Genomic DNA, 24,003 nt, shown 5'->3' with positions numbered 1-24,003 from the left:
TCAGCGGCCGGCCGCCAGCAGCTCCCGGGTGAACGGATGCTGCGGTGCAGCGAAGATCGATGCCGTCGGCCCCTGCTCGACGATGCGTCCATCCTGCATGACGAGAACGTCCTCCGCGATCGCGGCGACCACATCGAGGTCATGCGACACCAACACCATCGTGAGCGCGCGCTCCTCTTGGAGCCGCCGAAGGAGCTCCAGCACGCGTTCACGCACCGTCGCGTCCAGGGCCGACACCGGTTCATCCAGCACCAGAACCGTCGGGTCCGCGGCCAGGGCACGTGCGATCGCCGCACGCTGACGCTGTCCGCCAGAGAGCTGATGCGGACGGCGGCGGCCGAGCGCGGGATCCAGTCCGACCTCCTGGAGCAGTTCGGTCGTGCGCGCCGAGCGTGCGCCGCGGGACACGCCACCCGCGGCCAGCGCTTCACCAAGCGACCGCTCGATCGTCCAACGGGGGTCGAACGCACCGAGTGGATTCTGGTGCACGAGCTGCACCCGCACCGGCTGATGCCAGCGCAGCGCCCCGACGTCGGGACGGTCGACGCCCACGAGCATCCGCGCGAGCGTCGTCTTGCCCGACCCCGACTCCCCTACGAAACCGAGAGTGCCGCCGCGCGACAGCGTGAAGGAGGCGCCATCGACGACAGTCATCGCGCCGAACCGCCGGGTCACCCCCTCCGCCGTTGCGAGCACCACACGCTGCCCAGACGGTGGCGACAGCGGGCGATGCCGGGACGCCGCGACGAGAGCACGCGTGTACTCCTCCGTCGGCACGGTCAGGATCTGCGTCACCGGCCCCTGCTCGACGACACGTCCGTCTCTCATCACCACCACCCGATCGGCGACGCGTCGAACCGCGGCGAGATCATGACTGATGAAGATCACCGCCATGCCGTCATCTGCGATCGCGCGCAGAAGCGACAGCACACGCGCCTGCACGGTGGCGTCGAGCGCGGTCGTCGGCTCATCCGCGACCAGGATGCGCGGTTCCGCAGCCACGGCTGAGGCGATGAGCGCGCGCTGACGCAGCCCGCCGGACAGCTCATGCGGATGCTGCGTCGCACGACGTTCCGGGTCCGGCATCGCGACTGCGGCGAGAACCTCCTGCACCCGCTTCTTCCTCGCCTCCCGGCTCAGCTGCGTGTGGATCTCGAGCGGCTCAGCGACTTCCGCACCGATCGTCCGCAGCGGATCCAACGACACGAGCGCATCCTGCGAGACAAGGGCGATGCGGTCGCCGCGCATGGCACGCCACTCGCGCTCGCGGAAGCCCCGGGCATCCGTGCCGTCGACGCTCAGCTCTTCCGCCTGCACGGCACTGCCGCGCGGCGCGAGGCCGAGAAGAGCGGCCGCCGTCAAGGACTTCCCCGCGCCGGATTCGCCGACGATGGCAAGGCACTCACCGGGCTCGACATCGAGGCTGACCCCGTCGACGAGGACGCGACCCTCGATGGCGATCCGCAGATCGCGTACGTGCACGCTCATTCGGTACGCCCTTCTGCGCGGGATCGCGCGATCCGCCCGAGGACGGTCGCGCTCACGACGGTGAGCGTGATCGCCGCTCCGGGGAAGACGGAGATCCACCAGGCCTGGGCGAGCACGTTGCGGCCGCCGGCGAGCATGAGTCCCCATTCGGGATCCGGTTCGGCGGGGCCGAGCCCGAGGAAGCTGAGCCCCGCGGCGGCGAGGATGCTCGAACCGATGCCGATCGTCGCCAGGACGCTCAGCGAGCCCAGCACGCCCGGGAGCACGTGTCGCACGAACGCCTGCAGGGGCGCCACCCCGAGGATGCGAGCCGCTTCGACGTACTCGGCCAGTACGAGCGTGCGGGTCTGCACGCGGGCGAGCCTTACGTACACGGGCACTGCAGCAAGGGTGACGGCGATCGCGACGTTCTGTGGGCCGGGACCGAGGACCGCGACGACGATGAGGGCGATCAGGAACTCCGGGAACGCCAGCAGAATGTCGGTGAGACGCATCGCCGTGGCATCCACGATCTTGGGAGCAATCCCCGACAGCGAGCCCAGAAGCAGACCCACGATCAGCGCGAGTCCCGTCGCCAGCAGACCGATGCCGACCGAACGACCCGCGCCGTACACCACACGCGAGAACACGTCGCGTCCGCTCTGATCGGTGCCGAAGAGGTGTTCCGCGCTCGGCGCCTGCAGTGCGGCTCGGACGTCCGTCTGCAGCGGGTCATGCGTTGCGATGACCTGTGGGAACAGCGCGGCGAACGCGATGACCGAGAGCACAAGCACCGCCGCGAACACGAGCACTTTCTGCCGGACGCTCATCGGGTGCGCTCCCGGAGGCGCGGATCGATCACCGGATGCAGCAGATCGACCACGATGTTGACGAGGACGAAGGCGGCGGCGCTCAGCAGGATGACACCGCTAACGACGGGCAGATCGCGGTTCGTGATCGCCGCGAGAGCGACACGACCGATGCCGGGACGCGCGAACACGGTCTCGACCAGCACCGCCCCGCCGAGCAGCGAGCCCACGAGGTAGGCGGTCAGAGTGAGGGCGCCGGCGGCACCGTGGCGCAGCGTGTGCCGCGCTGTGAGGCGGGCATGGCTGGCTCCGCGTGCACGCACGGTCAGGGCGAACGGCGCACGTTCTGCGCTCTCGATGCCGTCGCGGAGCACCTGTCCGAGGAGCGCGGCGACGGGCAGCGCGAGCGTCACGGCGGGCAGAACCAGGGTCGCGGGATTGCGCGACCCTGACACGGGGAACAACCCCAGTCCGAATGCGAACACGCTCAGAAGCACGAGGCCGATCCAGAACACGGGTGACGACAGCACCACGAGTTCGACCGTCGCCACGATCCCCCGGGAGGTGCGTCCCCTGGCGAGCATCGCGACCGAGAGCGCCAGCACGACCGCGATCAGCAGCGCGAGTGCGGTGAGCTGCAGCGTCGCGCCGAGCTGACGGCCGAGAACCTCTGCGACCGGCATCCGCAGTTGAAAGGACTCACCGAGATCCCCGCGCAGCAGCTGTCCCAGATAGGTCACGTACTGCACGAGCACCGGCTGATCGAGGCCGAGCTCTGCGCGGAGGGCTTCGCGTCCTTGCGCGCTCACCTGAGAGAGGGGACCGAGCATCACGTCGACGGGATCCCCCGGGATGACACGCAGCGCGAAGAAGGCGAGGGTTGCTGCGCCCCAGAGCACGATGACGACGGACACGACGATCCCGCCGAGCCTTCTGATCATCGCACCACACCTCTCGGGGGCATCGTAGCGGCTTGCCCTCCCGCTCAGAGCGAGAGGGCACCGCACACGTGACTACTTGACGGATGCTCCGAAGAACAGCGGTCGCCCGTACAGGTCGAAGGTGACGCCCTGGAGGCGCTCCCCGATCGCGGTGATGCTCGAGGGCACATACAGCGGCACGATCGCGACGTGCTCGGCGTTCCACTGCTGCAGCTCGGTCGTGATCTTCGCCCGAGCATCCGCATCGCTCGTCGACATGCCCTGCTCCAGCAGCGTGTCGAGCGCGGGGTCGTTCACCTGCGATGCGTTCTGGAAGCCGTCGGTGTGCAGGTGGCTGCGCAGCAGGTCGGCGTCAACGCCGGAGAAGCCCCAATCGGTCAGGTCGAACGTCTTCGGCCCGTACTGCTCGTTGTACGCACCGGGCTCGAGAGCCTCGCGCACGAGCTCGAACCCGACCTTGGCGAGATCGGACTGGATCGCGTTCGCGAGAGCGGCCCGATCGTCAGGGATCGGCGTCCAGGCGATCCAGCGCGCGGACAGACGCACGCCGTCCTTGGTGCGGATGCCGTCGGCGTCGCGGGTCGTCCATCCCGCCTCATCCAGCAGTTGGTTCGCGAGCTTCTCATCGAATGGCCAGGAGCCTTCGAGGCTCGTGTCGTAGCCGGGAGTCGTCGGCCCCAGGATGCTCCACGCACGCGGGAACTCACCGAAGTAGATCTCCTCGACGGCCGCATCGATGTCGATGGCGCGAGAGAACGCCTGGCGCACCTTCTGGTCGGCGAACACGCCGTACTTCTCGTTCAGGTAGAGCGAGTACGGGAGGCCCGGGTACTCGATGGATTCGACAGTGACGCCCTCGCTGATCGTCGACACCAGGTTCGGCGGCACCTCACTCACCAGGTCGGCTTCGCCGGAGTTGATCACACCCGCACGTACGGATGCCTCCGGGAGGATCTGCACCCGAAGCGTCTCGAACTCCGGCGCCTCGAGGCCTTCGGGCGCCCAGGTGTAGCCGTCGTTGCGGGTATAGACGATCTCCTGGTCCGGCGTGTAGTCGGTCAGCACGAAGGGCCCGGTGCCCACTGAGACATCCGGTCCGCCTGCCTTGAGTGTGTCAACCGACTCGTCCAGCACAGCCGGCGAGAAGAAGCCGAGCTGAGCCGTGCTGGCGGCCTGCAGGAACGGCGCATACGGCTGGGTGAACCTCACGCTGACCGTGTAATCGTCGATGACATCCGTTCCGGCGTAGAACTCGCCGCCCAGCATGCTCGCGGCCTGTGCGGAATCGGTCTCCGGATCGACGATGCGATCGAAGTTCGCCTTGACAGCCGCGGCGTTGAAGGGCTCACCGTCGTGGAACGTGACGTCTTCACGCAGCGTGAAGGTGTACTCGGTGCTGTCGTCGGAGATCGTCCAGTCGGTGGCGAGCCACGGCACGAAAGAGCCATCGGCCTTCTGGAAGATCAGCGAATCGAGGATCGAACGCTGCACCGTCGCCGAGATGTCGAGCTGGCTCGTCTGCGGGTCGAGGTGACCGAGCGACAGGAGGCTGCCGTCGACACCCCAGACGACTTCACCACCACCGTCCGCAGAACCGCCGGGAGACGCGCAGGCGCTCAGGAGGAGCGCGGCGGATGCTGCCAGGGCAGCGAACGGGAGAAGACGACGAGCACGCGGAGTGGGCATGGGGATCCTCGGGAAGATCGGATGGGTTGCCACAATCCTACGTCGAATTCTTGGATCGAGTCGATCTATCGGGATTCTGCCGCGGCAAGGCCACGTCGACGCGGCCGTCAGCCACCTCTCGCCCGCACCCGGCGCACCACAGGTAGACTGGCGCGAAACCCACACTCAGGCACGCTCACACAGTGCCGCACACATCGCGCAAGGAGACCTCCATGTCAGTGATTCCCGACAAGCCCGCACTCGAGGGTCTCGAAGCGAAGTGGAACGACCAGTGGTCAGAACAGGGCACCTACCTGTTCGATCGCATCCGAGCTGCCGAGGCTGGCCGAGCCGGTGTCTTCTCCATCGACACCCCGCCGCCGACCGCATCCGGCAGCCTGCACATCGGTCACGTGTTCTCGTACACGCACACCGACGTCAAGGCGCGCTTCGAGCGCATGCGCGGCAAGACGGTCTTCTACCCGATGGGCTGGGACGACAACGGCCTGCCCACCGAGCGCCGGGTGCAGAACTACTACGGGGTGCGCTGCGATCCCTCACTCCCCTACGACGCCGACTTCACGCCCCCGTTCGAGGGCGGCGACAACAAGTCGAGCCGTGCCGCTGATCAGCTGCCGATCAGCCGCCGCAACTTCATCGAGCTCTGTGAGCGTCTCACGATCGAAGACGAGAAGCAGTTCGAGGCGCTGTTCCGCCAGCTCGGCCTGAGCGTGGACTGGACCCAGACGTACCGAACGATCTCGGACGACACGATCCGTCAGAGCCAGCTCGCCTTCATCCGCAACATCGAGCGCGGCGAGGCCTACCAGTCGCTCGCGCCGACCCTGTGGGACATCGACTTCCGCTCCGCGATCGCGCAGGCCGAGCTCGAAGACCGCGACCAACAGGCCGCCTTCCACACGATCGAATTCCCCTTCGCCGACGGCTCCGGCTCGATCGCGATCGAGACGACGCGCCCCGAGCTGCTCCCCGCGTGCATCGCGATCGTGACGCACCCGGAAGGACCGCACAAACACCTCATCGGCACGAAGGTGCGCACGCCCTTCTTCGGCGCCGAGATCGAGATCCACGGTCACCACCTCGCGCAGCCCGACAAGGGCACGGGCGCTGCGATGGTCTGCACCTTCGGCGACGTGACCGACATCATCTGGTGGCGCGAGCTGCGCACGACCGAGGGCGCCGATCTGCCGAACATGACCACGATCGGCCTGGACGGGCGCTTCCTGCCCGACGCCCCGTCGATCATCACGAGCGCCGAGGCGGCCGACTGGTACGCAGCAGAGCTCGCAGGCAAGACCGTGTTCAGCGCACGCAAGGCGATCGTCGAGAAGCTGCAGGAGACCGGCGACATGACCGCCGTCGGCAAGCCCTTCAACCACGCCGTGAAGTTCTTCGAGAAGGGTGACCGCCCACTCGAGATCGTCTCGACGCGCCAGTGGTACATCCGCAACAGCGCCCGCGACGAGCAGCTGCGCGAGACGCTTGTCCAGCACGGCCGCGAGATGACCTGGCACCCCGACTTCATGCGCGTGCGCTACGAGAACTGGGTCGGCGGCCTGACGGGCGACTGGCTCGTGTCACGTCAGCGCTTCTTCGGCGTGCCCATCCCCCTGTGGTACGCGCTGGACGAGAACGGCGAACGCGACTACGACCGGGTCCTGACACCGGATGCTGCCGCGCTGCCGATCGATCCGACGATCGACGTGCCCGCGGGCTACACCGAAGACCAGCGCGGCGTGGCCGGTGGCTTCGACGCCGAGCGGGACATCCTCGACACCTGGGCGACGTCGTCGCTGACGCCGCAGCTCGCCGGCGGATGGAAGCGCGACGATGAGCTCTGGAGCCTGACAGCCCCGTTCGACGTGCGCCCGCAGGGTCAGGACATCATCCGCACCTGGCTGTTCTCGACCATGCTGCGCTCTGTTCTCGAAGACAACCGTGCTCCGTGGACGGATGCCGCGATCTCCGGCTTCATCGTCGACCCCGACCGCAAGAAGATGTCGAAGTCGAAGGGCAACGTCGTCACCCCGGCGGATATCCTCGACGCACACGGCTCCGACGCCGTGCGCTACTGGGCGGCCTCCAGCCGCCTCGGCATGGACGCGGCCTTCGACCCGCAGAACCCGACCCAGGTGAAGATCGGACGCCGTCTGGCGATCAAGATCCTGAACGCGGCGAAGTTCGTGCTCTCGTTCCCCGTTCCGGAGGGTGCACAGATCACCCACGCCATCGACGCCTCCATGCTCACCGCTCTCGACGGCGTGGTTCGCGAGGCGACGGCGGCGTTCGAGAACTATGACCAGGCGAAGGCACTGGAAGTCACCGAAGCGTTCTTCTGGACGTTCTGCGACGACTATCTCGAGCTCGTCAAGGAGCGCGCCTACGACCAGACCGACGTCGGCCAGGCGTCGGCCGCGCTCGCGCTGCGCACAGCACTGTCGACGCTGCTGCGTCTGCTCGCCCCCGTCGTCTCGTTCGCGACCGAAGAGGCATGGTCCTGGTTCGAGGAGGGCTCGATCCACACGGCCACCTGGCCCACGCCGCTCGGAATCGACGGCGACTCTGCCGTGCTCGCCGTTGCGAGTGAAGCACTGATCGGCATCCGCCGCGCGAAGACCGAGGCGAAGGCCTCACAGAAGACGCCAGTCGCTCGTGCCGTGATCGCAACACCCGCGGCCAAGATCGAGGCGCTGCGCGCCGCGGCTGACGACTTGCGTGCCGTCGGCCGTATCGCTGCGCTCGAGATCATCGAGGCCGAAGAGTTCGCAGTCGTCGAGATCGAGCTCGCCCCGGTGGAGCAGAGCTGATGCAGCTCGGCACCCGCTGGGCGGCGGGGACGGATGCTCCGGCATCCGTTCCCGCCGCGCTGCGGCCCGCGATCAGCCAGGTCGAGGCATCCGCAGATCCGCTCACGGGATCATGGACGCTCACCTGGCTGGAAGGCCGGCCGATCGCCGAGTGGGATGGCGGCTGGGAGGTCTTCCTGGGCGCCGACGACGAGGTCGTCGCACGGCCGTTCCAGGACTGACACGCCTCACAGCATGCGTGAGCCGAGGTCCTGCAGCACCCTCTCGTAGTGGACGGGTTCCGGGCGCCGGCTCTGCCGCTCGCGTAGCAGGTCGAGTGCGAGCTCCCGACGAGCAGCGCGCCGTGCAACACGCTGCTCGACGTGCGCGGTCACTCGTGCAGCAAAGCGCAGGAGCAGGCGCTCAGCCGAGGTCGGTGCGACCAGATGAATCGTCGCGCTGGTCATGATTCCTCCGCCTGTTCTGCGCGAGCGGTGCGCTCGCGGGTGGGCTGTGCGGGAAGGTCGAAGACGTCGGCACGCACGGTGACGTGGCGAACGTCGGGGCCTTCCTGTCCTCGGTAGCGATCGATCGCCTTCTCCACGACCGCCGTCAGCTCCTTCTGCAGTTCCTGCGTCTGCGCGGCCGTCATCATGATGCCCGCGGTCATGATGAGATGCGCATCCCGCCAGGCGTCCGATTCATCCGATTCGTCCGACTCCGAACGATGCATGTACGCCAACAGCGCCTCATGGCGGAGGCGGAGGAACTCGGCGGTGACGATCTGCGCGGCAGCCTTCGTTCCCGGCGACATGGAATCGCTCGGCCCCGCGAAGTCGATGCGAACCTTCGGACGCTCCCACCAGCGTTCCCTCCCGGTCCCCCGTCCCGGGACCTCACGGATGAGATCATGGGCGGCCAGCGCGCGCAGGTGGTAGCTGGTGGCTCCGGATGTCTCGCCGACGATGGCCGCCAGGGAGCTCGCAGTCTGCGGGCCCGCCGTGCTGAGAACGTCGAAGATGCGCACACGCAGCGGGTGCGCGAGGGCCTTGAGCGCACCGGGGTCGAGCGTGCGAGGCGCGGCGACGTGGGGCTTCTCTTCGTTCGTCATGCTGCAAAGATAGCTCTGCAAAGATTCCTTTGCAAGACTTTCTTTGCATGATTGTGAACCGTGCGCGTAGGCTCAGGGCATGACTGACGCGCCCAACCCGTTGCTCGCACCTTCGGCACTCCCCTACGCGCTCCCCGACTACGCGTCGATCAGCCCGGAACACTACCTCCCGGCTTTCGAGGCAGCGTTCGCGGAGCATCTCGCGGAGGTGCGCAGCATTACGGTGGTGCGCTCGATGCCGACGTTCGACAACACGATCATCGCCCTGGAACGCAGCGGCGAGACTCTCGATCGCGTCGCGCATGCCTTCTACACCGTGAGTTCCGCCGACGCGACACCCGAAATCCAGGCGATCGACGAGGCGCTCGCACCGTTGATGGCCGCCCATCAGGATGCGATCCTGCTCGATTCGGCCCTGTACTGGCGCGTGTCGACACTGCATGACCGCATCGACGAGCTCGCGCTCGACCCCGAGTCGCGCTATCTCCTCGAACGCCACCATCGTGAGATGACCCTCGCGGGCGCCTCCCTCGACGATGAGGCGAAGTCGCACCTCACTGCCCTGAATCAACGGCTCTCGACCCTCAGCGCGACTTTCGAGAAGAACCTGCTCGCCGACACCAACGACCTCGCCGTGCTCTTCCCGGAAGCGGCCGCACTCGACGGGCTTTCTACCGGCGAGCTGTCCGCTGCCCGCCGTGCCGCCGCCGACCGCGGAGCAGAAGGCTACCTGCTGACGCTGCCTCTGTTCACGGGTCATCCCGCTCTCGCATCGCTCACCGTTCGCGAGACGCGTCGACGCATCATGGAGGCCTCCCGCGCCCGAGGCTCGCGCGGGAATGTGCACGACAACCGGGCAACCATCCGCGAGATCGTCTCCTTGCGCGCCGAGCGTGCGCAACTGCTCGGCTATCCCTCGCACGCCGCGGCCATCACAGCGGACGAGACCGCGGGCACCCCGGAGGCCGTCGAGCGGATGCTGCGCCAGTTGGCCGCGCCCGCCGCACGCAACGCCCGCGCTGAGCAGGCTACGCTGCAGGAGATCATCGATGACACGGAAGCGGTTCCCTTCGCGCTCGAGGCTCACGACTGGGCCTTCTACACGGAGAAGGTTCGCACCGCGCGCTACGACATCGACACGGCTGCGCTGCGACCCTGGTTCGAGGCCGAGCGTGTCCTGCAGGACGGGGTCTTTCGCGCGGCCACGTTGCTCTACGGCGTCACCTTCGAAGAACGCCCTGACCTTCCGAGCTACCACCCCGAGGCCCGCACCTTCGAGGTCTTCAATGAAGACGGAAGCCCTCTCGGACTGTACATCCTCGACCTCTACACGCGCGATTCCAAGCGCGGAGGCGCGTGGATGAATCCGATCGTCAGCCAGTCGACGCTGCGGGGCACGAAGCCCGTGGTCGTGAACAACCTCAACGTGCCGCGTCCCGGTGACGGCGAGCCGACGCTGCTGACCCTCGACGAGGTCACCACCCTCTTCCACGAGTTCGGCCACGCCCTGCACGGTCTCTTCGCGACCGTCACGTACCCGCACTTCGCCGGCACTAACGTGTTCCGTGACTTCGTCGAGTTCCCCAGCCAGGTGAACGAGATGTGGATCCTCTGGCCCGAGGTACTGACCGCGTACGCCCGCCACATCGACACCGACCAGCCTCTTCCCGTCGACATCGTCGAGCGCCTGCGCGCCACAGAGACGTTCGACCAAGGCCACGCCACCAGCGAGTACCTCGCTGCCGCATGGATCGACCAGGCCTGGCATCGGCTCGGCGCAGCGGACGCCAACATCGACGATGTGGGCGCGTTCGAAGCATCCGCTCTCGCTGACATCGGCCTCGACAACCCCGCCGTGCCGACCCGCTACTCCTCGGCCTACTTCGCGCACGTGTTCTCCGGCGGCTACAGCGCGGGGTACTACTCGTACATCTGGAGCGAGGTTCTGGATGCCGACACCGTCGAATGGTTCCGGGAGAACGGCGGGCTCACCCGTGACAACGGCGACCGATTCCGCACTCGTCTGCTCGGTGTCGGCGGGTCGAAGGATCCTCTTGAGGCGTACCGTGATTTCCGCGGCCGTGACGCCGACATCGCTCCGCTGCTGAAGCGTCGCGGGCTTGCCGACTGATCGCAGAACTCGCCGAATCGCAGAGACCCCGCGGTTCTACACTGGGGCTATCGCCGCCGGACCGTGAAGGAGCCCTCGCTATGACCGTCTTTCCTGACGCCCCGTTTGCCGCCGTCGACCGCGTCGACGTCGGTGACGTCCCTCTGGCGGTGATCCGCCACGAGCAGATTCGCATCGACGACCTGCGTGATGCCTTCGACACGGGATACGCGGCGCTCGGAGCGCTGTTCGCAGACGGGACGCTCACTCCGGTGGGTCCCGCCGTCGCCGTGTACTACGGGAACCCGATGGAGGTGTTTGACCTCGAACTCGGCTTTCCTGTCGAGCGCGCACCGGAGGAGCCCCTCACGACAGATGCAGGCGTCACGATTCTCGGATCCGCACTTCCGACAGGACCCGCGACGGCAACCACGGTCATGGGTTCGTACGACGGTCTCGGCGCCGGGTGGATGCGGCTGGTCGAGGAGACGCTTGGTCAGGGACTCAGCATCCGAGGGATGTCGATCGAGGTCTACGTCTCAGACCCGAGCGTCCCCGCCGAAGAGCTGCGCACCGACCTCATCTTGCCGATCGTTCTCTGAGCCTCGCTCCGCCGCGCTCACGCGCTCTTGCGTTTGCGCTCCATCACGAGCGTCGGCGGGGCGCCCTCGTCGACGGCGGCGCGGGTCACGACGACCTTGGCGACATCCTCTGTCGAGGGGATCTCGAACATGATGGGGCCCAGCACGTCCTCGAGGATCGCGCGAAGCCCACGGGCTCCTGTCTTGCGTTCGACGGCGAGGTCGGCGATCGATCGCAGCGCCTCTTCCTCGAACTCCAGCTGGACACCGTCGATCTCGAACATCCGCTGGTACTGCTTGACGAGCGCATTGCGCGGGCCGGTGAGGATGTCGATCAGCGCATCCTGATCGAGCGGCGACACCGAGGCGATGACCGGGAGTCGGCCGATGAACTCCGGGATGAGACCGAACTTGTGCAGGTCTTCGGGAAGGACCTCACTGTAGAGGTCGAGGTCTTTGCCCTTGTCGTGCAGCGGTGCGCCGAAGCCGATGCCGTGCTTACCGACACGGGACGAGACGATGTCTTCCAGTCCGGCGAAAGCACCTGCCACGATGAACAGCACGTTCGTGGTGTCGATCTGCAGGAATTCCTGGTGCGGGTGCTTGCGCCCGCCCTGCGGGGGCACGGAGGCGACCGTGCCCTCGAGGATCTTCAGCAATGCCTGCTGCACTCCCTCCCCGGACACGTCACGCGTGATCGAGGGATTCTCAGCCTTGCGGGCAATCTTGTCGACCTCGTCGATGTAGATGATGCCCATCTCGGCGCGCTTGACGTCGTAGTCGGCGGCCTGGATGAGCTTGAGAAGGATGTTCTCGACGTCTTCACCGACGTAGCCGGCCTCGGTCAGCGCCGTGGCGTCCGCCACCGCGAAAGGCACGTTCAGACGCTTAGCCAGTGTCTGGGCCAGATAGGTCTTGCCGCAGCCGGTCGGACCGATGAGCAGGATGTTGCTCTTGGCGATCTCGACTTCGTCGGCCTTCTGCTCGGCGGGCTGCAACGTTCCGTGCGCACGGATGCGCTTGTAGTGGTTGTACACGGCGACGGCGAGTGCGCGCTTCGCCGGGTCCTGGCCCACGACGTATTCCTCCAGGAAGGAGAAGATCTCGCGCGGCTTCGGGAGGTCGAACTCGGCGACCGCTCCGCCCGCCGACTCCGCCATACGCTCTTCGATGATCTCGTTGCAGAGTTCGACGCACTCGTCGCAGATGTACACCCCGGGGCCAGCGATGAGCTGCTGCACCTGCTTCTGGCTCTTGCCGCAGAAAGAGCATTTGAACAGATCAGCGCTTTCACCGATACGGGCCATGCGCGTCCTCCTTGGGGAACGAGAGATCGTCAATCGAGCCTAACCGCTCCCACCGACACTGGGCCGCATTGATGCGACCCCGACTGCAAGACGTGCAGTCGGGGTCGCACGTTCTGCGGTCATCCGCCCCAGTGGCGCCGCACGACCCGCTCGATGATCGACGCCACACCGTACAGGAGCAGCGACGAGAGCGTGATCGCGACGACACAGGCCCAGACGAAGGTGTTGTCAGACCGTCCGATCGCCGACACGATGCCGTACCCCAGTCCGTTTCCAGTGGCGAGCCACTCTGCGAGCAGTGCGCCGCCGATCGCTCCCGGAATGGCGATCCTGATCGATGAGAACAGGGCGGGAAGCGCAGCCGGAACCCGCACCATCCGCAGCACCGTCGGCGTGCGGCCGCCGTACACGCTGATGAGGTCGGTCATCTGCGCCGGAGTGCTGCGCAACCCCATGGTGACGTTCACGAGCGCCGGGAAGAAGACGACGAGTCCACCGATCACCGAGAGGGTCATGATGTCCCGTCCGAAGATCAGGATCACGATGGGCGCGAGCGCGACCAGCGGCACCGAGCGCATCATCATCGCCAACGGCATGATCGCGAACTCGAGCGGAGGCACGAGCACGAACAGCATCGCCATGACGATCGCCGCTCCCAGACCAGCGGTGAAGCCGATGCCCGCATGGCCGAGAGTCACGACCGTGTCGGCGAGGATCTGCGATCTGTTGGCCGCCGCGCCCTCAGCTGTTGTGAAGAACGCCCACACGTCGAGCGGCCCCTTGCCGACGAACGGAGAGACCTGGAAGATCCGCAGCGCGAGATCCCAGAGCAGCACGAGCACGGCGACCGTGCCCACGGTCGCCAGCACCGAGCGCCAGCCACCGCGACCCTGCAGGGCGTCCTCGCTCGCGAAGCCGGCCGTCGTCGCCTCGGCGACCAGTCCGATGCGGCGCGCGAACCACTCCAGGAGCCCGATCACTGCGAAGGATCCGCCGGCGATCGCCGCGGCGACGATCGCCACTGCCCACGTCCGCTCGACGTCCATGTTCTGCTGCGCGTTGACCATCGCGGCACCGAGTCCGCGGTCCACTCCCCCCACGTACTCGCCGAGGATCGCACCGAGAAGTGCGCCGGGGGCCGCGATCTTCAGAGCACTGAAGATCGAGGGCAGCGCACTGAAGAGCTGCACCTTGCGCAGTCTCGTCGCGGCGCCGCCGCCATACGCCGTCACCAGGTCCAGCGCGCGCTTGTCCGCCGCCCGGAACCCGAGCATCGCGTTGACGACCGTGGTGAAGAACACCGCGATCGCGGCGAGCACGATGGCCGTACCGGAGGGCGCGCCACCGCGCGGAGCGCCCACCAGAAGGTAGACGATGGGGCCGATGGCGACGATCGGTACGCAGTACGTGATGACGGCGAGCTGCACGACGAAGCGCTCGGTCACCGGGATCATCAGAGCGAGCGATGCTGCGACCAGACCGAGTCCGACACCCATCGCGTAGCCCTGAACAGCTTCGAGCATCGTCACCGAGGCGTTCGCCCAGTAGAAGGCGAAGCCGTCGGCGGCGAACTGCGCGACCACCGCGGGTGGCGTGGGAACCGTGCCCGCTGCCGCGAGCGGCCCCGCGGCCAGCAACCACCACAGTGCGATGATCCCGAGGGATCCGAGCACACCGAACAGCCGCGGATCGATGCGCCGTCGCCGCGGATTCGCGCCGACGGCGATCGCGACCGTGGCACTCATCGCCGCGCCTCGGCGGGAAGTGCGTTCGACTCTTCGAACAGCAGCTCCGTCGCCTCGTCGACGAGCGCGTGGAACTCAGGCGAACGCATGAGCTCCGGCGTTCGCGGCCGCGGCAGATCGATGTCGAGGATCGTCTTGACGCGTCCCGGGCGGGCGCTCATGACCGCGACCCGGTCGGCGAGGAAGATCGCCTCGGTGATGCCATGGGTCACGAGCAGGGTCGTGGCAGGCTTCGCCGCGAGGATCCGCTGCAGTTCCAGGTTCATCCGCTGACGGGTCATGTCATCGAGAGCGCCGAAGGGCTCATCCAACAGCAGCACGGACGGACGCACTGCGAGAGCGCGCGCGATCGAGACACGCTGACGCATCCCTCCGGAGAGGTGTGCGGGTCGGGCGTTCTCGAAGCCCTTGAGTCCGACCAGTCCGATCAGATCCAGCAGTTCATCGCGCGCGACATCCACACCGGAGATCTCCAGCGGCAGGCGCACGTTCGAGTAGACGCTGCGCCACGGCAGCAGGGCGGAGTCCTGGAAGGCGATCCCCATCTGGTGCTGCGCACGGATGCGTGCGGGATCCTCACCGTGCACCGTGACGCTGCCCGCGGAAGGGTCATCCAGCCCGGCGAGAATGCGCAGGATCGTCGACTTTCCGCAGCCCGAGGGCCCCAGAAGGGCGAGCAGCTCGCCCTTCTGGGTGGAGAGCGAGACGTCCGACAGCGCCGTGACGGTGCCCTTGCCACGCCCGAAGGTCTTCGTCAGACCTTCCAGTACGAACCCCTGGTCCGCGGATGCCACCGCGTCACCGCGCTCGTGAAGTGCGCTCGCGGTCACTTGCCGACCTCCCGCAACTCGGGGTTCTCGGCGTAGATCTCGTCGAGCAGGCTCATGTCGAACAGGTCGGCAGCGGCGATCTTGACGCCGGCGAACTCGATCGACGCGATGTTCTGCGCGATGGCCTCTTCCGTGAGGTAGAACAGGCCCGTCTCCGCGGACGACGCGGGATAGACGTAGTCGATCTGCATCGCGCCCTGCGCGGATTCCTTCTTCGCATCCAGGCCCAGGTCGGATCCGTAGGTCTTCAGCGCGAGATCGACGCCCTTCTGCGGGTCGGCGATCGCCGCCGCCCAGCCGCGGATCTCCGCGCGCAGGAAGGCCTTGACGCGCTCCCGATCGTTCTTGAGAGCGTCATCGGTGACGATGAAACTCGTGCCGGCGAAAGGCAGGCCGTTCTCAGCGAGCGGAAGCGAGACGATCTTGTGTCCCTGCTGTTCGAGCACGATGCGCTCGTTCGTGTCGAGGCCGAAGTATCCGTCGACCTCGCCGTTCGTCAGCAGCGCGGGGTTGCCCTCAGCCGGAACGAACGTGATCGATGTCGGATCGATGTCGTTGGCCTTGGCCAGCGCCTCGACGATCGTCTTCGCGGTACCGGCGGTGATGCCGATGCGAGCGCCTTCCAGATCCTTCGGCGTGCGGATGGCGCCATCGCCGTCGAGCGACAGGATCGTGAAGGCGTTGCGCTGGTACACCGCGCCGACGATCTTGACGGGCATCCCCTCGGTCGCGATGACGTTCGCGGCGGTCAGCGCGGTCGAGAAGCCGACGTCGGCCTTGTTCGATGCGACGGACGCCTCGACCGCGGTCGGGCCCGCGATGAGGTCGACGCTCGTGAAGCCCTCGTCGAGGTAGAAGCCCTCGCTGTCGGCGATGTATTCGCCGCTGTTCTGCGAGTTCTTCACGAAGGACAGCTGAAGAGCGAGTCCGCCGAAGTCGGCGCCTTCGGCAGTGCTGTCCGCCGCGGGGGCGCACGAGGTGAGTGTGGTGACGAGCGCGGCGGCAGCGATGGCTGCGAGGACGGCGCGCGTGCGGATGGACTTCATTGTTCTCCTCCGGAGTGGGTACGGGTGTTCGGGTGGGTGGAAAGTGAGGGTTCAGGCACCGGCATGACCGGTGTGCGCCTGGAGCGCTCCGGCACGGCGTGGGCGGTGCACAGCGGCGAGGGCGTCGCGGACGGCGTCCGCAGGGGAATCGGCGAACTCCAGTTCGGAGACGCGTCGCTCATCGAGCCAGCGTCCGTCGACGAGTGAGGAGGCGATCCGGTCGGCCCAGCCTCCTGTGCCACGCAGCACGATGACGGGCGTGCCGACGTCATAGGCGATCGTCAGCTCGTTGAGCGTGCCGATGCCGCCGCCGACCATGATGAGGGCATCGCAGCAACGAGCCGTGAGGATGTTGCGCATGGTTCCCATGCCGGTCGGGAACGCGATGTCGGTGAAGCCGTTGGCGTGTGAGAAGTCCGCCTGCGGCAGGAATCCGATCGTCAGACCTTCGGCAGACTTCGCCCCTTCGGCGGACGCCTCCATGACCCCGCCTGTTCCTCCGGTGACGAGCACAGCACCCGATCGGGCGATATGCGCGCCGACCTCGCGGGCCGTGTCCAGCAGCGCCGCGGGCAGTTCGACGCCGGGGCGCGCGGCGTTGCCGATGACGCCGATCGTGGTCTTTCTCATAGCGAGGTCACTCCGTTTCGAATGTGGTGGATGCGCTCGTCGATGTCGTCGAGAGGCTGGGCGACAAGCGCCAGGGGGCTGGGGGCGTTGAGCGCATAGGAGCCGTAGACGGATGCCTCCACTGCGGCGTCGATCACGGTCGCGCCGGCGGCGCGCGCGGCGGCGAAGACACCACAGAAGACGTCACCGGCGCCGGTCGCATCCAGGTGCTCTCCGACCGGATACGCAGGCACAGACCAGCGCTCGCCGGTGGTCGCATCTGAGACCAGTGCTCCCTCTTCGCCGCGCTTCATCACGACGATGGGCGCACCGTACTCGTGGAAGCGAGAGACGAGCTCCGCGTGCGGGACACCGGGTGCGAAGACGTCGGTGTCGGATGTGCTCGGAAGGAAGGCGTCGAGCTCGCTCAGGTGCGAGCGCAGCACGGCATCACCGTCGCGCAGCAGTTCGGAGCGCGCCGGGCAATCTGCCTGGAGGTAGCCCACGCCAGCCCCACGCAGCGCGGAGGTCAATTCCGCGAAACGTGCCGGAGGAAGCAACCCGAGGTGCCACGCTCCGCCCTCTGCGGCTGCACTGAGCAGATCCGTCCCCTCCGGCAGCGAGGCGAGCGTGATCGCCGGCTCGCGCGTCGTGTCGCCGAACTCCGGCTGCACGTGCAGCGGAAGTCGGCCGACGGCATCTGCGGGAGCGGGCTGCGACCGGGTGCCATCCGGACGGTAGGCGAAGGTGATCCGTGCGGTGCGCCCTGCACCGCGGTGCACACCGTCGATGTCGATTCCTTGCGCGCGCACGGCTTCGAGTGCGGATGCCGGATAGTCCACACCGACCACCGAATGCGCCACCGGGTGTGCCCCGGTGCGCAGCCGCATCCCCGCGGACGCCCACAGCGCGTTGCCGCCGAGCTGGCCTGTCGTCCAGGTGCCATCGGCACGGATGATCGCGTCGATGGTGAACCCGCCGACGACGTTGACTCTGGTCTCCGAGTGCACGAAATCTCTCCCGCTAAACAATCTGACTACAATGTCTAATGCTCGACAACATACTACAGATTGAAGCCGACCGGAGACCTTTGCCAGAATGACCCTCATGAAGCTTCCGCCGGTCCGCGACCGCCGCCCGCTCGCCGTCCAGGTCTACGACAGCCTGTTCGACGCCCTCTCGACGTCCCGAGATCCCCACGCAGCCCTTCCCACCGAGGAAGAGCTCACCCGTCAGCTCGGTGTCAGCCGCACCACCGTCCGCCAGGCGCTCGCTCTTCTCGAGGAGGACGGGGTGATCGAACGCGGTCCCGGTCGGCGCCGGCACATCGCGGGGATGGCGCCGGCACGCCTCGGGACGGTCGTCTCGCTCGAGGCGATGGCGCGCACTCACTCCCCTGTCGTCGTCCGTCGCGTCGCCCGCACACCTTCGCCCGCAACCGAGTGGAACTCCCGACTCCTCGAGATCCAGCGCGGGGACGACATCGTCACGTGGGAGAGCGAGCTGCTGATCGGCGACAGGATCGTCGCCAGCGCGCTGGAGTTCATCGAGGCCGGGCACGAGCCCGTCGACGCCGCCGATGACGCCACCCTGTTCGCGCAACTCGGCGCGCAGTATCAGGCGAAAGCCGCGCTGACGTCTTTGCGCCTGGCCCCCTACATCACCGACACGCGTCGCATCGGCTCACCGCGGAAAGAGGCGCGGACGCTCGTCACCGTGACCTTCACCGCCCAGGCTCCGGGCAAGTTCGTCTACCTCGCCAAGCACGTCGTCGATCTGTCCGTCGTGCCGCTGGACCTCTTCGCGACGTCCTCTGTACCAGACGAAGGCTGATCCGCACACGCCAGGACGACAACGAGACCGGCGCCGGGAATCTCTCCCCGGTGCCGGCCTCGTTCACATCTGATGACTCAGATCATGCTCTTCGGATGCCACACGGTCTTCACCTCGGTGAACGCCGCGATCCGCTGCGGTGACGCGGTCGGTTCCCCGGGCGTGATGACTCGCTTGAGCGTATCCGCTGCCGCGATCTGCAAGTCGATCCACTCCAGCGCGCCGGCGCCAGTGAGGTCGAGCGCGTTCACGTCAGCGTGTGCGGCGAGCCACGGAGCCATCTCCGCAGGCGAGCCCGTCAGCACGTTCACAACGCCGCCGGGCACGTCGCTCGTCGCGAGCACCTCAGCGAGGCTGATCGCAGAGAGTGGATACTGCTCGCTCGCGATCACAACCACCGTGTTGCCCGCCACCAGGGCCGGGGCAACGGTCGCCACCAGGCCCAGCAGTGCGGAATCCTGCGGGGCGATCGTCGCGACGACGCCGGTCGGCTCCGGAACCGAAATGTTGAAGTACGGACCCGAGACGGGGTTCGCGTTCCCTGCCACCTGCGCGTACTTGTCGCACCAGCCGGCGTACCAGACCCAGAGATCGATCGCCTCGTCGACCTGCGCGCCGGCCACGGCAGCGTTCACGCCCTGCTGCAGAACGATCTCGTCGACGAACTGCGCGCGGCGTCCTTCGAGGACCTCCGCAACCCGGTAGAGCACCTGCCCACGGTTGTACGCGGTCGCCCCGGACCAGCCTTTGACGGCGGCGCGTGCAGCGACCACCGCATCGCGGGCATCCTTCCGTGACGCCTTGGCCGCGTTGGCGAGGAACGTCCCCTTCGCAGAGCGCACCTCGTAGGTGCGCCCCGACTCGCTCCGCGGGAATGCCCCGCCGATGGCGAGCTTGTATGTCTTCGGAACAGTCAGTCGCGCGCTCACTTTGCCCCCTTGAGGTATGCCTGGAGTCCGTGGCGTCCGCCTTCGCGGCCGTAGCCCGACTCCTTGTATCCGCCGAACGGGCTCGACGGGTCGAAACGGTTGAAGGTGTTGGCCCAGACGACGCCTGCGCGGAGTCGATCGGCGACCGCGAGGATCCGCGACCCCTTCTCCGACCAGATGCCGGCCGACAGACCGTACGGGGTGTTGTTGGCCTTGGCGATCGCCTCGGCGGGAGTGCGGAAGGTCAGCACCGACAGGACGGGTCCGAAGACCTCGTCGCGGGCGATGCGGTGGGAGGCCTCGACGCCGGTGAAGATCGTCGGGGCGAACCAGAAGCCCTTCTCCGGGATCGCGCACTCCGCGGTCCAGCGCTGCGCGCCTTCGTCCTCGCCGATCTGGCTGAGTTCCTTGATCCTGGCCAGCTGCTCGGCCGAGTTGATCGCGCCGATGTCGGTGTTCTTGTCGAGGGGATCGCCCAGACGCAGAGTCGACAGCCGTGTCTTGAGGCGGTCGACGACCTCATCGTGGATGGACTCCTGCACGAGCAGACGGCTTCCCGCACAGCAGACATGCCCCTGGTTGAAGAAGATGCCGTTGACGATCCCCTCGACAGCCTGGTCGATCGGGGCGTCGTCGAACACGATGTTCGCGGCCTTGCCGCCCAGCTCCAGCGTGACGCTCTTACCGGAACCTGCGACCGTGCGTGCGATCTCACGTCCGACGCCGGTGGATCCGGTGAAGGCGATCTTGTCGACGTCCGGATGCCGTACAAGTGCCGCACCCGTGGCGCCCGCCCCGGTCACGATGTTGACGACACCAGCGGGAAGGTCAGCCTGCTGCAGGATCTCCGCGAACAGGAGCGCCGTGAGCGGTGTGGTCTCCGCCGGCTTCAGGACGACCGTGTTGCCCGCAGCCAGAGCGGGGGCGACCTTCCACGCCAGCATCAGCAGCGGGAAGTTCCACGGGATGATCTGTCCCGCCACGCCCAGCGAGCGGGGATCGGCGCCGAGACCGGCGTAGTCGAGCTTGTCGGCCCAGCCCGCGTAGTAGAAGAACCAGGATGCGACGAGCGGAACGTCGACATCGCGGGCTTCCTTGATGGGCTTGCCGTTGTCGAGACTCTCGGCGACGGCAAGCTCACGGGCGCGCTCCTGCACGAGTCGGGCAATGCGGAAGAGGTACTTTCCGCGATCGCGACCGGACATCTTCGACCACACCTTGGTGTGGGCGCGGCGCGCCGCGGCGACCGCAGCGTCGATGTCTTCTTCGGAGGCGTGCGCGATCGTTGCGATGTGCGACTCATCCGCCGGGGAGATCGTCGTGAACGGTTCTCCCCGTCCCTCGACGAACTCCCCGTCGAGGAAGAGCCCGTAGCTGTCGCGCAGTGAGAGGATCGATCGCGCCTCAGGCGCGGGTGCGTATTCCAGGAAACTCATCATGCTCCTAGTCGATGGTCACGTAGTCGGGGCCGGAGTAGTGGCCGGTACGAAGCTTCTGGCGCTGCAGGAGAACGTCGTTCAGAAGACTGGATGCGCCGAAGCGGAAGAGATGCGGCTGCAGCCAGTCCTCCCCCACGGTCTCGGCAACGAGGACGAGATACTTGATCGCGTCCTTGGACGTGCGGATGCCGCCGGCCGGCTTCACCCCGATCTTCTCGCCGGTCAGGCGGTACCAGTCGCGCACGACCTCCAGCATGAGCAGCGTCACGGGCAGCGTTGCCGCAGGCGCGACCTTGCCGGTGGACGTCTTGATGAAGTCGCCTCCCGCCAGGATCGCGAGCCATGACGCCCGCTTGATGTTGTCGTAGGTGTTCAGCTCTCCCGTCTCCAGGATCACCTTGAGCGAGGCGTAGCTGCCGTCCTCACGGCGGCATGCTTCTTTGACACGCACGATCTGCTCGAACACGAGCGCATAGTTCCCGGCGAGGAACGCGCCGCGGTCGATGACCATGTCGATCTCATCCGCGCCGGCAGCGACCGCCTCCCGCGTGTCCGCGAGCTTGATGGCCATCGACGAGCGCCCACTCGGGAACGCGGTTGCCACGGCGGCGACGGAGACACCGCCGTGATCCGGGTCGCCGTGCCGTGCGCCGAGCGCATCCACCGCGTAGGGCACCATGTCGCCGTAGACACAGACCGCGGCGACCAACGGGGTCGTCGGATCCGAGGCATCCGGGTTCATCGCCTTCGCGACGAGCGATCGCACCTTGCCCGGTGTATCCGCACCCTCCAGCGTCGTCAGGTCGATGAGTCGCACGATCGTGTCGAGCGCCCATGCCTTGGACGTCGTCTTGATCGAGCGGGTGCCCAGCGCCGCAGAGCGCTGCTCGAGCCCCACGGCATCGACGCCAGGCAGCCCATGCAGGAAGCGCCGGAGTGTCGCGTTGTCGGGTTCACCACCCAACATGTCTTCCGCCGTCCGGCGGGTGAGTTCACTTGTCGTCACTTCTCCTCCAAGAGTGCTCGAGCGGTTTCTTCGTCGGTCACCAGTACGCTGCACAGCCCCGTCGTCACGACGGTGCGGGCGATGTCGTACTTCCCGTGACCGGACGTCACGAAAATTGCGGTCTCGGCGGAACGCAGCCGGTCGAGCCCCAGGCCGACCGTGCGCGCATCCAGCTCAGGAGCGACGATATGGCCGTCCGCGTCGATGTAACGGCCGAGAACGTCGCCCACAGCACCGCGCTGGGCGAGTTCGACGATGTCGTCGACGCTCAGGTAGCCGTTCTCCACATGCGCAGAATGACGGTCGCATGCGCCCGCGGTGAAGAGGAAGGCGTCCGCGGATGCGGCCTGCTCAAGGACTCCCGCCACCGTGCGATCGCTTTCGATCGCCTGCTTGGTCTCCAGGCGCTCCAGGATCGCGGGGCTGGGCAGCAGCGCGACCTGACCGTTGCCACGCTGGGCGATCGTCGCTGCAAGGGAGGCCGCCCCGCCGGGACGGCGATTCACGCTGACGCCGCCATTCATCTGCACGACCGTCACACCGTGCGCCCATCGCTCGGGCAGCCGCTCTGCCGTCGCGGTGAGCGTGCGTCCCCAGCTGACCGCGAGCGTGCGAGGCACGGGTCGAAGCGCGGCCAGCAGGTCCGCCGCAGCCTGCGCGACGCGCTCCAGCGAATCCTCGCCTTCCCCCGAGGAGGGAACGACGACGGCGTCCGCGAGCCTGAATCGCTGACGGAGCTCTCGCTCGACGCCGAGCCTGCGAGCACGCGGGTGCACGATCTCGATCCGAACGATCCCCGCCTCGCGTGCCTGAGCCAGCAGACGACCGACCTTCCAACGCGAGATGCGCAACAGGCCGCCGATCTCGTCCTGCGTCTTGTTGTCGTCGTAGTAGAGCTCCGCGACACGCACGGCGAGCAGCTCGTCGTCGAGAGTGATCGTCATGCCTCGACCATACGCCCGTACCCGCGTACGCGCACCGCCATGCTCATATGAGCATGAAGTGCGGAGGCGCTGCGCATTCGCTCAGACCGGCTTGCGACGCGAAAGGGGGGTGACCCGGATCATCCGAGTCACCCCCCCCTTCTGCGCTGCGCTCAGGAGAGCGGCATGCGCTTGCGGCTGGTCAGCACCTGGTCGACGATGCCGTACTCCAGTGCTTCCGCCGCCGACAGGATCTTGTCGCGATCGATGTCGCGGTTGACCTGCTCGACGGGCTTGCCGGTGTGGCGGGCCATCGTCTCTTCGAGCCAGGTGCGCATGCGGAGGATCTCCGCGGCCTGGATCTCGATGTCGGAGGCCTGACCGTGGCCTGCTTCACCCATCGCCGGCTGGTGCATGAGCACACGGGCGTTGGGCAGAGCGAGGCGCTTGCCCGGCGCACCTGCGGCGAGCAGCACGGATGCCGCCGACGCAGCCTGGCCGAGGACGACCGTCTGGATCTGCGGCGCCACGTACTGCATGGTGTCGTAGATCGCCGTCATCGCAGTGAATGAGCCACCCGGCGAGTTGATGTACATCGTGATGTCACGCTCGGAGTCCTGGCTCTCCAGAACCAGGAGCTGAGCCATCACATCGTCGGCTGAGGCGTCATCGACCTGGACGCCGAGGAAGATCACGCGGTCTTCGAACAGCTTGTTGTACGGGTCCTGGCGCTTGAAGCCATAGGCGGTGCGCTCTTCGAACTGGGGAAGAACGTATCGGCTGGACGGCAGGTTGCCGGCTGAGCGGAAGGTGGGGGTGTGCATGAGAGTCCTCTCGCTCCGGTT

At 67.1% G+C, this 24,003-nt stretch carries 22 protein-coding genes; 5 read left to right on the top strand and 17 right to left on the bottom strand.

The genetic code is table 11. The features are described 5' to 3' along the window. The 4 genes from AC1REM_RS10730 to AC1REM_RS10715 all read right to left on the bottom strand — a co-directional run bounded on the left by AC1REM_RS10730 (position 1) and on the right by AC1REM_RS10715 (position 4,903). The gene (locus AC1REM_RS10730; protein ID WP_492514634.1) at positions 1-1,488 is read right to left on the bottom strand and encodes a dipeptide ABC transporter ATP-binding protein; all 1,488 of its coding nucleotides are present in this window, start codon (positions 1,486-1,488) and stop codon (positions 1-3) included. Continuing rightward, positions 1,485-2,297 carry an ABC transporter permease gene (locus AC1REM_RS10725; RefSeq protein WP_492514633.1) on the bottom strand — a complete coding sequence of 271 codons (813 nt, stop codon included), beginning with the start codon at positions 2,295-2,297 and terminating at the stop codon, positions 1,485-1,487. Before AC1REM_RS10725 ends, AC1REM_RS10730 begins: the two co-directional genes overlap by 4 nt. After that, positions 2,294-3,217, bottom strand: a complete 924-nt coding sequence (locus AC1REM_RS10720; RefSeq protein WP_492514632.1) for an ABC transporter permease — start codon at positions 3,215-3,217, stop codon at positions 2,294-2,296. The genes AC1REM_RS10725 and AC1REM_RS10720 overlap by 4 nt, the downstream gene beginning before the upstream one ends. A 72-nt stretch (positions 3,218-3,289) precedes the next feature. Continuing rightward, complete coding sequence (locus AC1REM_RS10715; RefSeq protein ID WP_492514631.1) at positions 3,290-4,903, bottom strand: ABC transporter substrate-binding protein; 1,614 nt, start codon at positions 4,901-4,903, stop codon at positions 3,290-3,292. Between the two features lie 212 nt (positions 4,904-5,115). Here AC1REM_RS10715 and valS point away from each other — a divergent pair, with 212 nt between their 5' ends. After that, positions 5,116-7,710, top strand: coding sequence for a valine--tRNA ligase (valS, locus tag AC1REM_RS10710; protein WP_492514630.1), 2,595 nt, complete (start codon positions 5,116-5,118; stop codon positions 7,708-7,710). Beyond that, positions 7,710-7,931, top strand: a complete 222-nt coding sequence (locus AC1REM_RS10705; RefSeq protein ID WP_492514629.1) for a hypothetical protein — start codon at positions 7,710-7,712, stop codon at positions 7,929-7,931. Before valS ends, AC1REM_RS10705 begins: the two co-directional genes overlap by 1 nt. Before the next feature lie 6 nt (positions 7,932-7,937). On the opposite strand, the gene AC1REM_RS10700 is transcribed toward AC1REM_RS10705, so the two are convergent. Both AC1REM_RS10700 and AC1REM_RS10695 read right to left on the bottom strand, forming a co-directional pair. Next, positions 7,938-8,156 carry a hypothetical protein gene (locus AC1REM_RS10700; protein ID WP_492514628.1) on the bottom strand — a complete coding sequence of 73 codons (219 nt, stop codon included), beginning with the start codon at positions 8,154-8,156 and terminating at the stop codon, positions 7,938-7,940. After that, positions 8,153-8,800, bottom strand: coding sequence for an ArsR/SmtB family transcription factor (locus tag AC1REM_RS10695; RefSeq protein WP_492514627.1), 648 nt, complete (start codon positions 8,798-8,800; stop codon positions 8,153-8,155). Before AC1REM_RS10695 ends, AC1REM_RS10700 begins: the two co-directional genes overlap by 4 nt. 79 nt (positions 8,801-8,879) lie before the next feature. Between AC1REM_RS10695 and AC1REM_RS10690 the strand changes: the two genes are divergently transcribed. Both AC1REM_RS10690 and AC1REM_RS10685 read left to right on the top strand, forming a co-directional pair. Beyond that, the gene (locus tag AC1REM_RS10690) at positions 8,880-10,931 is read left to right on the top strand and encodes a M3 family metallopeptidase (RefSeq protein ID WP_492514626.1); all 2,052 of its coding nucleotides are present in this window, start codon (positions 8,880-8,882) and stop codon (positions 10,929-10,931) included. A gap of 80 nt (positions 10,932-11,011) precedes the next feature. Beyond that, positions 11,012-11,512 (top strand): GyrI-like domain-containing protein, encoded by a 501-nt coding sequence (locus AC1REM_RS10685; protein WP_492514625.1) that lies wholly within the window; start codon positions 11,012-11,014, stop codon positions 11,510-11,512. Between the two features lie 17 nt (positions 11,513-11,529). Here the strand turns inward: AC1REM_RS10685 and clpX are convergent, their stop codons facing one another. From clpX to AC1REM_RS10655, 6 genes are all read right to left on the bottom strand, one after another. After that, entirely contained in the window at positions 11,530-12,798 is a 1,269-nt protein-coding gene (gene clpX, locus AC1REM_RS10680) for an ATP-dependent Clp protease ATP-binding subunit ClpX (protein ID WP_492514624.1), read from the bottom strand. Positions 12,799-12,917: 119 nt separating this feature from the next. Next, entirely contained in the window at positions 12,918-14,543 is a 1,626-nt protein-coding gene (locus AC1REM_RS10675; protein WP_492514623.1) for an ABC transporter permease, read from the bottom strand. Next, entirely contained in the window at positions 14,540-15,373 is an 834-nt protein-coding gene (locus AC1REM_RS10670) for an ABC transporter ATP-binding protein (protein ID WP_492514622.1), read from the bottom strand. Before AC1REM_RS10670 ends, AC1REM_RS10675 begins: the two co-directional genes overlap by 4 nt. After that, positions 15,370-16,419 carry an ABC transporter substrate-binding protein gene (locus AC1REM_RS10665; RefSeq protein ID WP_492514621.1) on the bottom strand — a complete coding sequence of 350 codons (1,050 nt, stop codon included), beginning with the start codon at positions 16,417-16,419 and terminating at the stop codon, positions 15,370-15,372. The genes AC1REM_RS10670 and AC1REM_RS10665 overlap by 4 nt, the downstream gene beginning before the upstream one ends. 51 nt (positions 16,420-16,470) lie before the next feature. Then, complete coding sequence (locus tag AC1REM_RS10660; protein ID WP_492514620.1) at positions 16,471-17,049, bottom strand: TIGR00725 family protein; 579 nt, start codon at positions 17,047-17,049, stop codon at positions 16,471-16,473. Beyond that, entirely contained in the window at positions 17,046-18,038 is a 993-nt protein-coding gene (locus AC1REM_RS10655) for a carbohydrate kinase family protein (RefSeq protein WP_492514619.1), read from the bottom strand. Before AC1REM_RS10655 ends, AC1REM_RS10660 begins: the two co-directional genes overlap by 4 nt. A gap of 97 nt (positions 18,039-18,135) precedes the next feature. On the opposite strand from AC1REM_RS10655, the gene AC1REM_RS10650 reads away from it, so the two are divergent. Then, the gene (locus AC1REM_RS10650) at positions 18,136-18,861 is read left to right on the top strand and encodes a GntR family transcriptional regulator (protein ID WP_489969356.1); all 726 of its coding nucleotides are present in this window, start codon (positions 18,136-18,138) and stop codon (positions 18,859-18,861) included. A gap of 77 nt (positions 18,862-18,938) precedes the next feature. Here AC1REM_RS10650 and AC1REM_RS10645 read toward each other — a convergent pair whose 3' ends face one another. From AC1REM_RS10645 to AC1REM_RS10625, 5 genes are all read right to left on the bottom strand, one after another. Further along, positions 18,939-19,790, bottom strand: a complete 852-nt coding sequence (locus AC1REM_RS10645) for an aldehyde dehydrogenase family protein (RefSeq protein ID WP_492514618.1) — start codon at positions 19,788-19,790, stop codon at positions 18,939-18,941. Beyond that, positions 19,787-21,226, bottom strand: coding sequence for an aldehyde dehydrogenase family protein (locus tag AC1REM_RS10640; protein WP_204939787.1), 1,440 nt, complete (start codon positions 21,224-21,226; stop codon positions 19,787-19,789). The genes AC1REM_RS10645 and AC1REM_RS10640 overlap by 4 nt, the downstream gene beginning before the upstream one ends. Before the next feature lie 7 nt (positions 21,227-21,233). After that, a complete protein-coding gene (gene deoC, locus AC1REM_RS10635; RefSeq protein ID WP_492515469.1) occupies positions 21,234-22,196 on the bottom strand; it encodes a deoxyribose-phosphate aldolase in 963 nt (320 codons plus the stop codon). 35 nt (positions 22,197-22,231) lie between these two features. Continuing rightward, positions 22,232-23,179 (bottom strand): sugar-binding transcriptional regulator, encoded by a 948-nt coding sequence (locus AC1REM_RS10630; protein ID WP_492514617.1) that lies wholly within the window; start codon positions 23,177-23,179, stop codon positions 22,232-22,234. A 152-nt stretch (positions 23,180-23,331) separates the two neighbouring features. Next, positions 23,332-23,982 carry an ATP-dependent Clp protease proteolytic subunit gene (locus AC1REM_RS10625; RefSeq protein WP_492514616.1) on the bottom strand — a complete coding sequence of 217 codons (651 nt, stop codon included), beginning with the start codon at positions 23,980-23,982 and terminating at the stop codon, positions 23,332-23,334. Positions 23,983-24,003 lie beyond the last annotated feature (21 nt).

Source organism: Microbacterium sp. GW823-FHT02G05, assembly GCF_058797175.1.
Note: the sequence above shows the minus strand (reverse complement) of the source record. Positions and strands in the feature narration are given on the sequence as shown.

What these genes read in the sequence shown, in the direction of transcription:
- AC1REM_RS10730 (WP_492514634.1), bottom strand. Translation starts at nt 1,488, where the DNA reads ATGAGCGTGCACGTACGCGATCTGCGGATCGCCATCGAGGGTCGCGTC.
- AC1REM_RS10725 (WP_492514633.1), bottom strand. Translation starts at nt 2,297, where the DNA reads ATGAGCGTCCGGCAGAAAGTGCTCGTGTTCGCGGCGGTGCTTGTGCTC.
- AC1REM_RS10720 (WP_492514632.1), bottom strand. Translation starts at nt 3,217, where the DNA reads ATGATCAGAAGGCTCGGCGGGATCGTCGTGTCCGTCGTCATCGTGCTC.
- AC1REM_RS10715 (WP_492514631.1), bottom strand. Translation starts at nt 4,903, where the DNA reads ATGCCCACTCCGCGTGCTCGTCGTCTTCTCCCGTTCGCTGCCCTGGCA.
- valS (WP_492514630.1), top strand. Translation starts at nt 5,116, where the DNA reads ATGTCAGTGATTCCCGACAAGCCCGCACTCGAGGGTCTCGAAGCGAAG.
- AC1REM_RS10705 (WP_492514629.1), top strand. Translation starts at nt 7,710, where the DNA reads ATGCAGCTCGGCACCCGCTGGGCGGCGGGGACGGATGCTCCGGCATCC.
- AC1REM_RS10700 (WP_492514628.1), bottom strand. Translation starts at nt 8,156, where the DNA reads ATGACCAGCGCGACGATTCATCTGGTCGCACCGACCTCGGCTGAGCGC.
- AC1REM_RS10695 (WP_492514627.1), bottom strand. Translation starts at nt 8,800, where the DNA reads ATGACGAACGAAGAGAAGCCCCACGTCGCCGCGCCTCGCACGCTCGAC.
- AC1REM_RS10690 (WP_492514626.1), top strand. Translation starts at nt 8,880, where the DNA reads ATGACTGACGCGCCCAACCCGTTGCTCGCACCTTCGGCACTCCCCTAC.
- AC1REM_RS10685 (WP_492514625.1), top strand. Translation starts at nt 11,012, where the DNA reads ATGACCGTCTTTCCTGACGCCCCGTTTGCCGCCGTCGACCGCGTCGAC.
- clpX (WP_492514624.1), bottom strand. Translation starts at nt 12,798, where the DNA reads ATGGCCCGTATCGGTGAAAGCGCTGATCTGTTCAAATGCTCTTTCTGC.
- AC1REM_RS10675 (WP_492514623.1), bottom strand. Translation starts at nt 14,543, where the DNA reads ATGAGTGCCACGGTCGCGATCGCCGTCGGCGCGAATCCGCGGCGACGG.
- AC1REM_RS10665 (WP_492514621.1), bottom strand. Translation starts at nt 16,419, where the DNA reads ATGAAGTCCATCCGCACGCGCGCCGTCCTCGCAGCCATCGCTGCCGCC.
- AC1REM_RS10660 (WP_492514620.1), bottom strand. Translation starts at nt 17,049, where the DNA reads ATGAGAAAGACCACGATCGGCGTCATCGGCAACGCCGCGCGCCCCGGC.
- AC1REM_RS10650 (WP_489969356.1), top strand. Translation starts at nt 18,136, where the DNA reads ATGAAGCTTCCGCCGGTCCGCGACCGCCGCCCGCTCGCCGTCCAGGTC.
- AC1REM_RS10640 (WP_204939787.1), bottom strand. Translation starts at nt 21,226, where the DNA reads ATGAGTTTCCTGGAATACGCACCCGCGCCTGAGGCGCGATCGATCCTC.
- deoC (WP_492515469.1), bottom strand. Translation starts at nt 22,196, where the DNA reads ATGTTGGGTGGTGAACCCGACAACGCGACACTCCGGCGCTTCCTGCAT.
- AC1REM_RS10630 (WP_492514617.1), bottom strand. Translation starts at nt 23,179, where the DNA reads ATGACGATCACTCTCGACGACGAGCTGCTCGCCGTGCGTGTCGCGGAG.
- AC1REM_RS10625 (WP_492514616.1), bottom strand. Translation starts at nt 23,982, where the DNA reads ATGCACACCCCCACCTTCCGCTCAGCCGGCAACCTGCCGTCCAGCCGA.